The 14,174-nt window shown below is 50.8% G+C and carries 10 protein-coding genes; 4 read left to right on the top strand and 6 right to left on the bottom strand.

Annotated features, from left to right (window positions below):
- Positions 1 to 151 precede the first annotated feature (151 nt).
- Complete coding sequence (gene hrpA, locus HRU78_07405) at positions 152 to 3,913, top strand: ATP-dependent RNA helicase HrpA (protein ID QOJ23495.1); 3,762 nt, start codon at positions 152 to 154, stop codon at positions 3,911 to 3,913.
- A gap of 49 nt (positions 3,914 to 3,962) precedes the next feature.
- Here hrpA and HRU78_07410 read toward each other — a convergent pair whose 3' ends face one another.
- On the bottom strand, positions 3,963 to 4,565 hold the full coding sequence (locus HRU78_07410; protein ID QOJ23496.1) for a PEP-CTERM sorting domain-containing protein: 603 nt from the start codon (positions 4,563 to 4,565) through the stop codon (positions 3,963 to 3,965).
- 312 nt (positions 4,566 to 4,877) lie between these two features.
- Entirely contained in the window at positions 4,878 to 5,588 is a 711-nt protein-coding gene (locus tag HRU78_07415) for a glutathione S-transferase family protein (GenBank protein ID QOJ23497.1), read from the bottom strand.
- 157 nt (positions 5,589 to 5,745) lie between these two features.
- On the opposite strand from HRU78_07415, the gene HRU78_07420 reads away from it, so the two are divergent.
- Positions 5,746 to 6,123: a helix-turn-helix transcriptional regulator gene (locus HRU78_07420; GenBank protein ID QOJ24963.1), complete on the top strand. Its 378-nt coding sequence runs from the start codon at positions 5,746 to 5,748 to the stop codon at positions 6,121 to 6,123.
- Between the two features lie 213 nt (positions 6,124 to 6,336).
- On the opposite strand, the gene HRU78_07425 is transcribed toward HRU78_07420, so the two are convergent.
- The 4 genes from HRU78_07425 to HRU78_07440 all read right to left on the bottom strand — a co-directional run bounded on the left by HRU78_07425 (position 6,337) and on the right by HRU78_07440 (position 11,131).
- The gene (locus HRU78_07425) at positions 6,337 to 7,713 is read right to left on the bottom strand and encodes an ammonium transporter (protein QOJ23498.1); all 1,377 of its coding nucleotides are present in this window, start codon (positions 7,711 to 7,713) and stop codon (positions 6,337 to 6,339) included.
- 379 nt (positions 7,714 to 8,092) lie between these two features.
- Positions 8,093 to 8,605: a CNP1-like family protein gene (locus HRU78_07430; GenBank protein QOJ24964.1), complete on the bottom strand. Its 513-nt coding sequence runs from the start codon at positions 8,603 to 8,605 to the stop codon at positions 8,093 to 8,095.
- 2 nt (positions 8,606 to 8,607) lie between these two features.
- Positions 8,608 to 10,599, bottom strand: a complete 1,992-nt coding sequence (locus HRU78_07435) for a DUF3501 family protein (GenBank protein QOJ23499.1) — start codon at positions 10,597 to 10,599, stop codon at positions 8,608 to 8,610.
- A gap of 112 nt (positions 10,600 to 10,711) precedes the next feature.
- Complete coding sequence (locus HRU78_07440) at positions 10,712 to 11,131, bottom strand: rubrerythrin (protein QOJ23500.1); 420 nt, start codon at positions 11,129 to 11,131, stop codon at positions 10,712 to 10,714.
- A gap of 395 nt (positions 11,132 to 11,526) precedes the next feature.
- Here HRU78_07440 and HRU78_07445 point away from each other — a divergent pair, with 395 nt between their 5' ends.
- Together HRU78_07445 and leuC are read left to right on the top strand one after the other, a co-directional pair.
- Positions 11,527 to 12,672, top strand: coding sequence for an MFS transporter (locus HRU78_07445; protein QOJ23501.1), 1,146 nt, complete (start codon positions 11,527 to 11,529; stop codon positions 12,670 to 12,672).
- An 82-nt stretch (positions 12,673 to 12,754) separates the two neighbouring features.
- Positions 12,755 to 14,167: a 3-isopropylmalate dehydratase large subunit gene (gene leuC, locus HRU78_07450; protein QOJ23502.1), complete on the top strand. Its 1,413-nt coding sequence runs from the start codon at positions 12,755 to 12,757 to the stop codon at positions 14,165 to 14,167.
- The last annotated feature ends 7 nt before the right edge of the window (positions 14,168 to 14,174 follow it).

The raw sequence follows: 14,174 nt of genomic DNA on the forward strand, positions 1-14,174 counted from the left end.
AATTACTGGATTTCGTATGAGAAAGAATTTCTGCAATCATTATAGTTTAACTACACAAAAATGAACGCAATTGCTTGCTGCAATCTCTACATCAGATCAATTGATCTGATGATCCAGCGATCTGCTGATGTAGACTGAAACTAATATCTCTATGAAAAAATTCTCCCCCGAAGTCATCACCCGACGGCTTGCCCATCTTCCCCGCCCAACGTATGCGGAAGAGCTGCCGGTCAATCTGCGCCGCGAGGAGATCAAGCAGGCCATCGAGCATCACCAGGTAGTCATCATTTGCGGGGAAACCGGTTCGGGCAAAACTACGCAAATTCCTAAAATCTGCCTGGAACTCAAACGCGGTGTGCATGGTTTGATCGGGCATACGCAGCCGCGGCGGATTGCGGCGCGGACGGTGGCAGCGCGGATTGCTGCGGAGTTGAATAGTTCGTTGGGGCAGGCGGTGGGTTACAAGGTGCGCTTTTCCGACAAGATCGGCGCGGACAGCTACATCAAACTGATGACGGATGGCATTCTGCTGGCCGAGACGCAGGGCGATCCGCTGTTGCAGGCGTACGATACGTTGATCATCGACGAGGCGCACGAGCGCAGTTTGAATATCGATTTTCTGCTTGGCTTCCTCAAGCAATTGTTGCCCAAGCGGCCGGATTTGAAGGTGATCGTGACATCGGCGACCATCGACGCGCAGCGTTTTTCCCGCCATTTCAGCGCTGCGCCGGTGATCGAGGTGAGCGGGCGGTTGTATCCGGTCGAGATCCATTATCGTTCGCCGTTGGCCGATGAGGACGACGATAGCGACGGTGATGTGCAGCGAGCCATCATTCATGCGGCCGATGAGTTGATGGCGCTGGGTTCGGGCGATATTCTGGTGTTTTTGCCGGGCGAACGCGAGATCCGTGAAACCGCCGAAACCCTGCGCAAGCATTCGTTTCACCGTTTTCATTCGAGTATCGAAATCTTGCCGCTGTTTGCCCGCTTGTCGGTCGCCGAGCAGGAGCGGGTTTTTCAGCCGGATGGTGCGCGCCGTATTGTGCTGGCGACCAATGTGGCGGAAACGTCGTTGACCGTGCCGGGCATTCATTATGTGATCGATACCGGTCTGGCGCGGATCAACCGCTACAGTTACCGCAACAAGGTCGAGCAATTGCTGGTGGAAAAAATCTCGCGCGCATCGGCCAATCAGCGGGCGGGACGCTGCGGCCGGGTGGCGAACGGCGTGTGCATTCGTCTCTATTCCGAGCAGGATTTTCAGGGCAGGGCGGAATTTACCGATCCGGAGATTTTGCGCTCATCGCTGGCGGCGGTGATTTTACGCATGAAGTCGCTGAAAATCGGCGATGTGGAAGATTTTCCGTTTCTGGAGCCGCCGTCGCCGCGCATGATCGCCGACGGTTATCAGTTGCTGGCGGAACTGGGCGCGGTCGACGACAACCGGCAGCTGACTGCAACCGGCTGGCGGCTGGCGAAGTTTCCGATCGATCCGCGTATCGCCCGCATGATTCTGGCGGCGAAACAGGAAAATTGCCTGCACGAAATTTTGATCATCGCATCGGCATTGAGCGTGCAGGATCCGCGCGACCGGCCGTTTGAGCATCAAGCTGCTGCCGACCAAGCGCACCGCCGCTTCCAGGATGAACGCTCGGATTTTATGGCGTATTTGAAGCTGTGGGATTTCTTTGACGATCTGCTGAAACACAAAAAATCCGGTAAGAAACTGATGGCGCAATGCCGCGAGCATTTTCTGTCGTACCGGCGGTTGCGTGAATGGCGTGAGATTCATGGGCAATTGCACGTGCTGATGACGGAACTGGGTTTCAAACCGAATGAAATTCCGGCGGGGTACGACGAGATTCACCGCGCGCTGCTGCCCGGTTTGCTCGGTAACATCGGTTTTAAAACCGAGAATGAAGGGGAATATCTCGGCGCACGGAGCATCAAGTTTGCGATTTTCCCCGGTTCGGTGCTGAAAAAGGGCAAAGCCAAGTGGGTGGTCGCGGCGGAATTGGTCGAAACCAGCAAGCTCTACGCCCGTTGCGCGGCCAGAATCGAGCCGCAGTGGCTGGAGCGGATCGCCGGTAATTTATGCAAACGGCATTATTTCGATCCGCATTGGGAAAAGAAACGTGCGCAAGTCGTCGCGTTTGAGCAGGTCACGCTGTACGGCTTGGTCATCGTGTCGAAGCGGCCGGTCAATTATGGGCCGATCCATCCAAAGGAAGCGCGCGAGATTTTTATCCGCTCGGCATTGGTCGCCGGGGAATTCGTCACGCAAGCGCCGTTTTTTCTGCATAACCAGGCATTGATTCAGGAAATCGAGGAACTGGAGCATAAAACACGGCGGCAGGATGTGCTGGTCGACGAGCAGGAAATTTTTGCTTTCTTCGATGCGCTCATTCCGCACGACATCACCAACGGCGCTGCTTTTGAAAAATGGCGCAAGCAAGCGGAGCAGCAGAATCCGCGCTTGCTGTATTTGCAGCGCGAATTGCTGATGCGCCATGAAGCCGGGCATGTCACCGAGGTGCAATTTCCGGAACGGATGGCATTGCCGGACGGCAGCGAACTGGCGCTTACGTATCGTTTTGAACCTGGGCATGTGCTCGACGGTGTGACCGTGACGGTTCCGTTGCCGTTGCTGAACCGGCTGGAAGCACGGCAGTTGGACTATCTGGTGCCGGGATTGATTCGCGAGAAGATTACTTGGTATTTGAAAGCGCTGCCGAAGCAAATCCGCCGCATGCTGGTGCCATTGCCCGAAACGGTGACGGAATTTCTGCTGAGCCATGCGAATGCCGTGCATCCGATACCGTTGGCCGATGCGCTGGCGCAATTCATTCTCAGAAAAACCATCCTGACGGTGCCGCCGGATATTTGGCAAACCAGCGAGATACCGCTGCATTTGTTGATGAATATTCGCGTGATCGACGATGCCGGCGCGGAATTGGCGATGAGCCGCGATTTGGCCGGATTGCAGCGGCAACTGGGTCAAGCCGCGCAACAATCGTTTGTACAGCGCGGTTCGGCCAACGAAAAAATTGCCATCGAGTGCGATCAAATCACCAGCTGGGATTTCGGCGACTTGCCGGCGGAAGCCGGCTTCATGCGCAATGGGCAGCCATTGACCGGTTATCCGGCGTTGATCGATCAAACCGAGTGCGTCGCGATCCGTCTGTTCGATACCCGCGAAGCGGCGGATCGTGCGATGCGCTCAGGCGTGCGACGGTTGTTGTGCCTGATGTTGAAAGATCAAATTAAACAGCTGGAAAAGAATCTGCCCGGATTGAAACAAGCGAGTATGCAACTGGCGAGCCGGATGAATCCGGGCGATTTGAAGCAAGACATGCTGGATGCGATTATCGATCGTGCATTACTGCATGACGATCCTCTGCCGCGTTCAGAAACTGAATTTGCCGTGCAGTGCCAGCGCGCCAGAAGCCGCTTGCCGGAAGTATCCTCAGCCTTGGCGAAATTACTGCAGCAGATCGGTGTCGACTATCAAACGCTGATTGCGCGCTTATCCACAGTTCGCAACGAGCGGGTGAAATCGGAACTGAATGAGCAGCTCGACCATTTGCTGTATCGCGGCTTTCTCGGCGATACCGGATGGTCACGTTTGCAACAGTTGCCACGCTATTTGAAAGGCATGACGTTGCGGCTGGAAAAACTGGCCGCGAACCCGGAGCGGGATCAGCGCAATAGCACCGAAGTGGCGCCGTTTTGGCAGCACTATGTGCAGCGGCTGGAAAAGCACCGGAAAGCCGGTTTGCATGATGAAAATCTGGAAGAATTTCGCTGGCAGATCGAGGAATTGCGTGTTTCATTGTTTGCGCAAGAGCTGAAAACACCGTTCCCGGTATCCGTGAAGCGCTTGCAAAAATTGTGGGAAAGCGTGCAACCCTAAAAAAACGGGAGCCGCAGCTCCCGTTGGTATGAAAATGATCGTTGTACGATTAAGCGGTTGCAATTTTGCGGCGGCTTGCCGTGAAACCCAATAAACCAAGACCGGCCAGCAACATGGCGTAAGTTTCAGGTTCGGGTACAGCCGCTACGCCTTCAACCGTAATGTTGTTCAATCCCCAGCCTTCATCTCCGAGCCCTTGGAAAGAACCAGAGTAATCAAAGGTTAATACATGGTTACCCGCGGTGAAATTAACCGGAATTGAAACATTCAGCAATCCGCCGTTATAGAAACCGAAGTTGATTGCAGAGAAGGTTGCGCCATTCGGGTTGGCGAATACGATATCCGTGCCGCCGCCGCCGAGATTAAACGTACCTTGGAACAACAGATCGCTGTCGCTATAGAAACTGAACGTATCGGTGCAGCAATTGGAACCATCCAGACTCAAATAACCTTGAATTTCGAAAGTGATATTACCCGCACCGCTGCCTGAAGCAAAGCTGCGTGTGATACTGCTCGGGCTTGGCAGTATGCCTGTCGGGGTGAGATCTTGATAGATGACGGATGCAGCATGGGCTGATTGCAGCGGTGTCAATCCGGTCAAAGCGACAGCTGCAACAGCGATAAAATGTCCAACTGAAAGATTCTTTGTCATGATATTCTCTGGTTTTGTTTATATAAGTAAGTAGCCAAATCTCTTTCTAATCAATAGTAATCCAATCGGTTCCCTGACTGCTTCATTTTGATTCTCGATTGGAATCCCTGCTTTACTATTAGACTGAAATTTGACTGTTCGGTCGAAATTGCACAGTGACATTCTATAATACACTGATTTCCAGACTATAACTTACTGATCTTGACTGATTCCATAGTTCATCACTCCTGTTTTACTACTAGATAATGGGTGATTTGTACTATTAATTCAGTCGACAACCAGCCAAAATCGCTAATAAAATGGTCCTCCACTTCACGAATCATGCAGATCCGGATAGAAGCCTTGCATAATTCGCTCGTTATAGGCCGTGAGATTTTCTTTGGTTAATGCATATTCCTTAAGCGGGGATTCAATGGGGCAACCGCTGATATTGATCAGTAACCCGAAAGCCGATGCATCCAATGCGGTGGGACGATCGCCCAAGAAATACGGCTTGTGGTTGAGATATGCCGCCAATGCATCAATATCCTGCTTACCCAATGCGAATATTTCTTCTGCTTGATGTCTGCCCATACCATGACCATAAATTTGCCGTTGAATCTTTTTGCGCCAACGATTGGCAAAAATATCCCGGATTATTGGCGGTAATGGACTGAAGATGGCTTTTTTATTGATTTGCCAATTTTCATCGGTATATTGCCAGCGGGAATACAGCGCGACCCAAAATAAATGCTCTTCCAGCAAACGCTGCAAAGCGGTCGACAGGGCCAATTCCTCCGTGGTCAATCCACTATCCAAATCGTGATAAGTGGATTTCAGATATTCGATGATGAAACGCGAGTCGCCGAGCGCTTTATCATTATCGCTGATATAAGGCAATTTCCCTTTCGGCGCGCCCATGGGCAACGCGGGCTTAATGTCGTGCTCGATACCGGCCATGCGCAAATAGGTTTCGACCTTGCAACAGAAAGGGCTCAAATTGGGGATGCCCCAAGTACGCTCAAATTGATACAATTTCAGCATGTTGCGTATTCTCCTCTGATGGATTGGAATAATCACTTGCAGTTCACAAGTCACTCTACCTTATGAACTTGTAAATTGCAAGTTACTGCGATACATTAGGGCCGTGTTGTGATTTTGAAGATAAGGATGTTAATCAGTGGCGGAAGATTCGGAAAAAATAGACTTTGAGCGATCGTGCTGTCCGGTCGCCTGCGCGCTCGATCTTTTGGGCGATAAATGGACATTGCTGATTATCCGGGATTTATTATTGGGTAAAAAACGCTACCAGGAATTTCTCGCCTCTCCGGAACAAATCGCCACCAATATATTGGCGGACCGGTTAAAGAAATTGGATGCTGCGGGAATTATCGTGCAGCACGCCTACCAGCAAAAGCCGGCACGCTATGAATACGCATTGACCCGGAAAGGGGAGGATCTGCGGCCGGTATTGGAAGCTTTGGTTAAATGGGGAATGACCTATTATCCGGGTACAAAAGTTTTCAAGTCGTATGAGCGTCACTCTGCCGCTGGCAGGGAAAATAAGCAGGAGACTTAGGGAAACGCTGATTAATTCGGCGGACGAGATGAAGCACGAGGCGCATGGAGTGCAGCAACCGAGACATATCAACAAGATAGGCGAGGGAGTGAGTACCGCGCAACGAAGTGATTCGCTCGTATAGCCAATTAATCAGCGTTTCCTTAGTCCGATTGATAATGATCAATCGATAAAAAACCCCGCCACGTATGGCAGGGTCGTGATGGAAGCAGATTAAATCTGAGGCTCCGGTTTATCGATGGTGCTTTGAGTGTGTGCTGCTGCAACTTTGCTCTCCAGAATCTGAATGCGGGATTCCAGTCTTGCGATCAGTATTTTTGTTTCGGATGATTCGACCGGAATTTGCGGTTTAGCGGCCAAGGCATGACTCTCCAAAGTTTCTACCCGAGTTTCCAGTCGTTCCGGCAAATTCTCAGTCTCAGGTCCGGCCAGATGGGTAAATTCGACACTATCCTCGTACGGTTCACGCGTGGTTCCCGTTGCTTTGATAATGGCACCGGCAAGCAGTCCGCCAGGAATTGCGATGATCAAGGTGATTGCAATGCCGTTAAATTGTGCGATGGCGACATCCGGCACGACAAAAAAAGCACTCAATCCACCCAATAATCCCGGCATTCCGTGCAGGTTATGCACACCGCAGGTATCGACCAGCTTGAATCGGGATTCGAGCATGGGTTGCAGGAAAACATACCCCAGAACGGAAACGGTACCGGCCAGCAAACCGATGCCGAAAGCACCCGTAGGCGAGACAATGTTACACACCGAGCCGATGGCGACACCACCGGCCAGTGCGGCATTTGCCATATCCACCATGGATGTTTTACCTCCATGCAATTTTGTACTGAGGAAGTACGTGGCGATGGTTGCGCCGCAAAGTGCTAATAATGTATTGGCTACGGTTTGCGGCATATTTTCCAACGGCACTAGGGCGGTCGCGAAACTCGGCCAGAACAACCAAAGCACCATGGATCCCAGCATCGCGAAACGGTCCGACGTGTGATCCGATTCGATCGGTTGACTGCGCTGATAGGCTGTAGTCAGTACCAGTGACATGCTTAATCCGAAATAAGCGCCGAATGCATGGATGACGATCGATCCGGCGGTATCCTGAAAGCCGGTGGTATAACCGATGGCATCATCAAGCACCAGCCATTCATTGACTAGATAAAGCGGGACGACCAATAAAGCCAGCAAAGCGTATTGAAAAACGCGCAAACGTCCCAGCACGGCACCCATTGCGATCAATGCGGCGGCAACCGATAACTCGGCATACAGCAATGCATCTAATGTGTGAGGTGACAGTTGATGGCCGAAAATACCATTGGCGCGGAATAATATATATAAAGGCAAACCGACGGCGACAACCAAATAAGTGCCCGTTACAGCACCGAATCCATAACGGCGTACAAAAACCATTAAAAAGCCGAAACCGACCAGCAGCATGGCGAGGATATGGATGATGTAATTATATTGCGCGACCGTGCGTGCTTCGCTTAGGGGCGGTGCGGCTTCTGCATATACCCAGCTACTGAAACTGAGGAGAAACAGACTCATTGCTCCCGGCAATATCTTGCTAAAGCTTTTTTTCATGTGATTCTTCCTTATTCTAGTGATTTTTCGGGTTAATCCTCGACGAGATCCAGAGGAGGGGATGGAATATGATTTATCCCCACGCGGAGTGTGAGCTTTAATTCCCATCAAAACAATAGGGAAAAATAAATTTTTGATTTCTAATGCTAATGCGTATGGATTTATAAGCGAAGGTGGAACAACAGTATTTGTAAGGGAAACGCTGATTAATTGACTATACGAGCGAATCACTTCGTTGCGCGGTACTCGCTCCCTCGCCTATCTTGTTGATAGGTCTCGGTTGCTGCGTTCCGTGCGCCTCGTGCTCCATCTCGTCCGCCGAATTAATCAGCGTTTCCTAAGGCAACACTTAATCCTGACAACTACAATACATTTTCTTTTAGCGGAAAATGCTGCGGTGCATGCCGGCTTTCAATGCTTGAATGGCTTCTTCGGTACTGCCGACGATTTGCTGATGGGGGCAAAAAATATTTTTGGCGAGTTCACGTTGCGCATAGAATTGCCGCACTATATCAAGTTTTTGCCACTCCGATATGCGAGGCTGTACCCAGGTTTTATCGTCGCGCCCGAGCGCGTAGAGCTTTCTCTCGCTGGTGGCGCAACGGATACCCTCATAGCTGACATTCATCGCACCCGATGATGATTTGACCACCAGCGTAAAGCGGATGACATCATCCTGACCGATTTTGATGGAGGTTGTATCAACCAGATATTGATTGCTGGTTACCGCACCGGCGTCAAATGCCAACAGATTCTTCACTTCCGGGTAAGCGGGAAGCTGCGTCATTTGCTCGATCCAAGGTTTGTCGCTTTCGAATTCATCCTTGAAGGGTGGATTCGCGCAAGCAGGCAAAAGCGCTGTGCAAATCAAAAGGATCAATAGGCGTCGCAGTGTCATGCCGAGGTCAAATCGCTCATTAGCGAAGCGCGGACATCGCCAGCAATGGCGTCAACCAATGCGTGATAAGCCGGGTGATCGACTCCCATGCTGAGCATGTCACCTTGACGCAGCGCCTGAATCATTTCCGCTGTGAGTTCAAAACGCAGGAAATGCACCGATGATGTTTTTTCGCTGTTTTCCCGCTCCAGATCTTCATCGGCAATAGCAAAGACCGGTTCGTATCCGGCGATTCTGACCCAAATCTTGTCTTCGATGCCGATCAGTGCAGCTAATTTTTCCGCACGCACGGCGGGGTCGGAGTATTCAATCATCATCGTGGCTTTCCAATTTTTCCCATTCGGAATCAAAGGGGTATACGTTTCAAGCTCATGCATGATTTCCTCTTCCTGGAAAATGCGTTCAACGCGTAGCATTTCCTGGATTTGATAGCGAACGGTCAAAGCATCCTCAAATATCAGCGTGATATTTTCTCCCAGCGAGACTTTGCGCGTTTTTTTATGCGCCATGACCTGCGCACGGAAATCGTTGCGCACTTTGGCATAAGCTTCCAACGTCAATAAGCTTTCACGAGTGACTGCGGTTGTCATTTGTTTTTCACCTGCTGGAGTGGTTTGATCAATTGATTCACTGGAATCGGATTTTGATTCTTGTTTTGAGTCGGTGCCATAGGCCATGCGCAACAGCGTCAGTGGATGCAGTTTTTGCGCTTTGCTGGTGCCGATGCCTTGCTCGATATGACGCGCAGCGATCGCGCAATCCGAACTGATATAGTCCGGATCGGAAGCAGCCATTTGCTTGAAGACCGGGCGGCCGATTTTCATCGAGTCGGCGAAATGCTCGCTTTTCACTCCCCAGGTGCCGTCATGACCGGAGCAGCGCTCCACGGTGTTAATCGTGGTATCCGGTATCAGTTGCAAGATGTCCCGGGTCTTCTTGCCGACGTTCTGCACACGCTGATGGCAGGGGATATGGTAAGCCACATTGCCTAGCGGTTGCTTGAAATCCGTTTTGAGCAAATTATCCTGATTTCTCAGCACCAGATATTCAAATGGGTCAAACATGGCGGCGGCAACGGCCTGAACCGCTGCATCATCCGGAAACATCAGCGGTAGCTCCTGTTTGTACATCAGTGTGCAGGAGGGAACCGCGGATAAAATGGCATACCCTTCTTGCGCCAGTTTCAGCAAGTGCGGGATATTTTCGTTTTTCAGTTTTTCCACCGCTTGCAAGTCACCCAATTCCAGTTTCGGCATGCCGCAGCAGGCTTCCTTTTCCACCAAGCGGGCGGGAATTTCGTTGTGTTCCAGAATCTTCAGCAAGTCATGGCCGATGCCGGGTTCGTTGTAATTGATATAGCAAGTTGCATAAATGGCTGCTTTGCCGGGCGTGCGCGCACCGTTTTTTACCGGAAAGGAATCATTGAGTTTGGCGTTTGGGCGGAATTTGTCTGCCGCATATTCCGGCAATTTACGTTCGGCATGAATTCCCAGCGCGCTATCCATGATCTTACGGACAGCCGGGGTATTGTTCATGGCATTGACGGTTTGAACCACCACGGGAATCGTCGCCAGTTTGCCCATCAAATCCGTGCTGGAGAGCAATTTGTCGCGGAAACCGGCGCCCTGGTTGTTATATTTGACCGCTTTGGCGCGCAGCATCAAATGCGGAAAGTCGATATTCCATTCGTGCGGCGGCACATAAGGACATTTGGTCATGAAGCACATGTCGCACAAATAACAACGATCGACGACTTCCCAAAATTGTTGCTTATTGACGCCGTCCAATTCGCCGCTCGCGCTGTCATCGATCAAATCGAACAAGCGCGGAAACGCTGTGCAAAGATTGACGCAGCGGCGGCAACCGTGGCAAATGTCGAAAACCCGCTCCATCTCCTGATTTAAACGGGTTGCATCATAAAAATCCGGATTTTTCCAGTCGATGGGATGACGTTTCGGTGCTTCAAGACTGCCTTCACGAGTAGCCATGGCGGAATATCTGTGTAGTGATTTTTGGATGAGTTACTGCGGGATTTAACCTAACCGGCCAATAAACCCCGCAGCGACTTTGGAATCAGCGCAATAATCGCGCTGCGATGAATTAATCGGCCAAGCTGTCCAGCGCACGTTGGAAACGATTGGCGTGCGAGCGTTCCGCTTTGGCCAGTGTTTCGAACCAATCGGCGATTTCGTCGAAACCTTCGTCGCGCGCCGTTTTTGCCATGCCTGGGTACATGTCGGTGTATTCATGTGTTTCGCCCGCGATGGCGGTTTTCAGGTTATCGCGGGAAGAACCGAACGGCATGCCGGTGGCGGGGTCGCCACAGTTTTCCAGATGCTCCAGGTGACCGTGCGCATGACCGGTTTCACCTTCCGCGGTAGAACGGAAAACCGCAGCTACATCGTTTTGGCCTTCCACATCGGCTTTTGCTGCAAAGTACAAATAACGGCGATTGGCTTGCGATTCACCGGCAAAAGCGGCTTTCAGATTTCCTTCGGTTTTTGATCCTTTGAGTTCCATTGTGCTCTCCTTTTTGAAATTGAGGGTTTTTTTATTGTTATTGTCACTGTAGATGAAAAAAATGTATTTCGTATCGCACAAAATTGAGACCAACTGAGAAGCGGAGGCGGGAAGGATGGTTGTGCATCTTGCCAACGTTTCCTTTAGCTCAATCAGCGCATGGCGAGTGCGTAAAAATACAAAATCCAATCTGTGCGTGGAGACTATCGAAGGGCTTATGGATTGTCAACTATCTGCTGGGAGGAAGAGTGGAAATCGGTAAATTTTCTGAGTATGCGAAAAAGATTTGCGGCATGAATTCTTGTAGAATGCGTGCCTCGGTAACAAAGATTATGGATCACTAATTCCAGTAGCCAATATTTTAGCTAAACCGCTGCATCGGTTCGCGTATTGTTATGCCGTCACTCCCTTATTGGCGTCTTTCCGGTTTTTATTTCTTTTATTTTGCTTTCATCGGTGCTTTTTCACCGTATTGGAGCTTGTACTTGCAAGCGCTGTCGTTTAATGCGCTGCAAATCGGCATATTGATGTCACTGCTGCTGGTCGCGCGGATTTTCTCACCGGCCGTCTGGGGTTGGCTGGCGGATCATACCGGTAAGCGCGTCCGTGTGGTTCAAGTGGCTGCGGTGAGTGGTTTGTTGAGTTTCTGCGGTTTCTTCGCCGGTGAATCGTTCGCTTGGATATTTCTTGTCATGCTGTTGATGAGTTTCTTTTGGAGCGCTTCGCTGCCACTGATGGAAGCGATCACGCTATCGCATTTGGGAAGCTATACCGACAAGTACGGCCGGATCCGTTCCTGGGGATCGGTCGGCTTTGTTTTGGCGGTGATCGGCATCGGTTATTTGTTGGAAAAAGTGGAAATTATCTGGTTATTGTGGGTTGTGCTGGGATTAAAACTGGGTATTGTGTTTTTTTCTTATCAAATTCCTGAAAAAGAAATCATGCGTCACACCACCGGACTGCATTCGGTGTTCGAGATTTGCCGGAGACCGGAAGTCATGGCGTTTTTACTTTCCAGTTTGCTGATGCTGTTCGCACATGGCGCTTACTATACGTTTTTTTCCATCTATCTGGTGGAGCATGGATATACCAAAGGATTCGTCGGCTGGTTGTGGGCAACCGGTGTGATTTGCGAAATCGGTATTTTTTTCATCATGCCGTGGCTGCTGCGGCATTTCCGTTTAAAACATGTGCTGATTTTTAGCTTTGCTTGCGCCATTCTCCGCTTTGTGCTGATCGGACAATGTGTCGAATGGCCGGTTATTATCGTTTTTGCGCAAATTCTGCATGCAGCAACTTATGGTGCGCACCATATTGCTGCCATGGTGGTCATCCATCAGTTTTTTCAAGGACGGCATCAAGCAAAAGGGCAGGCGATATACACCAGTACCGCGTATGGCATAGGCGGTGCATTGGGCGCGGTATTCAGCGGATATACCTGGGATTGGCTGGGTGCGGAGATTACTTTCTTTTTCAGCGCTGCCGCGGCATTCGCAGGCTTGGTTTTAATCGCATGGAAAATGAAATCTTTTAATCATTAGTGCGATAAAGCGTGCTTGGTTTGTTGAATTTGTAAACTTTATGGGATAATCGCGCGTTAACCGAATTTTTAAATTTCACCTGATGCAAACGCTATACGACAAACTTTGGAGTCAACATGTGGTGCATACTGAATCCGGTGATCCGGGCAGTATGGCGCTGATCTATATTGATCGCCATTTGGTACACGAAGTCACCAGTCCGCAAGCGTTCGAGAGTCTGAAACTGGCGGGAAGAAAGCCTTGGCGCCTGAATTCCATTCTCGCCGTGGCGGATCACAATGTGCCGACCACGGATCGCGAACATGGCATTCACGATCCCATCTCGCGCTTGCAAGTGGATACGCTGGATCAAAATTGTGACGAGCTGGGAATTATTGAGTTCAAAATGAATGATTTGCGGCAAGGGATCGTGCATGTCATCGGTCCGGAACAAGGCGCTACCTTGCCGGGTATGACGGTCGTGTGCGGTGATTCTCATACCAGTACGCATGGCGCATTTGGTTGCTTGGCGTTCGGTATCGGCACATCGGAAGTCGAGCATGTACTGGCGACGCAGTGTCTGTTGATGAAAAAATCCAAAACCATGCGTATCGCTGTGGACGGTCAATTGGGATTTGGTGTTACTGCCAAAGACATTGCGCTGGCGATCATCGGTGAAATCGGTACGGCGGGCGGCACGGGTTATGCCATCGAATTCACCGGCAGCGCTATACGCGCATTGTCGATGGAAGGGCGCATGACGCTGTGCAATATGGCGATTGAAGCAGGTGCACGTGCTGGCATGGTTGCCGTCGACGATATCACGATTAACTATCTTAAAGGACGCCCTTTCGCACCGCAGGGGGAGTTGTGGGAGCGCGCAGTGACTTACTGGGGCACGCTTCACAGCGATGATGGCGCAGTTTTTGATCGCACAGTGACTTTGCAAGCGGCGCAAATCAAACCGCAAGTGACGTGGGGTACTTCGCCTGAAATGGTGACAACGATTGACGGTACCGTACCCGACCCTGCGCTTGTCAACGATGAAATCAAACGCCACGATATGCAACAGGCGTTGAATTATATGGGATTGCGCGCCAATACGCCGATTACGCAAATTTCGCTGGATAAAATTTTTATTGGCTCCTGCACAAACTCGCGCATTGAGGATTTGCGCGCGGCGGCGCAAGTCATTAAGGGAAAACATATTGCTGCCAATATTAAGCTAGCTCTGGTGGTTCCGGGCTCCGGATTGGTCAAGAAGCAGGCTGAAGAAGAGGGATTAGATAAAGTTTTTACCGCGGCTGGATTTGAATGGCGCGAACCCGGTTGCTCCATGTGCCTGGCGATGAACGATGATCGCTTGACTGCGGGTGAGCGCTGCGCTTCGACGTCGAATCGAAATTTTGAAGGTCGACAAGGCCCTGGCGGTAGAACACATTTGGTCAGTCCGGTAATGGCTGCTGCGGCTGCAGTTGCCGGGCATTTTGTCGATGTGCGCGAATTCGGTCGCTAGATCACGC

Source organism: Gammaproteobacteria bacterium, assembly GCA_015709635.1.
GTDB lineage: Bacteria > Pseudomonadota > Gammaproteobacteria > Burkholderiales > Nitrosomonadaceae > Nitrosomonas.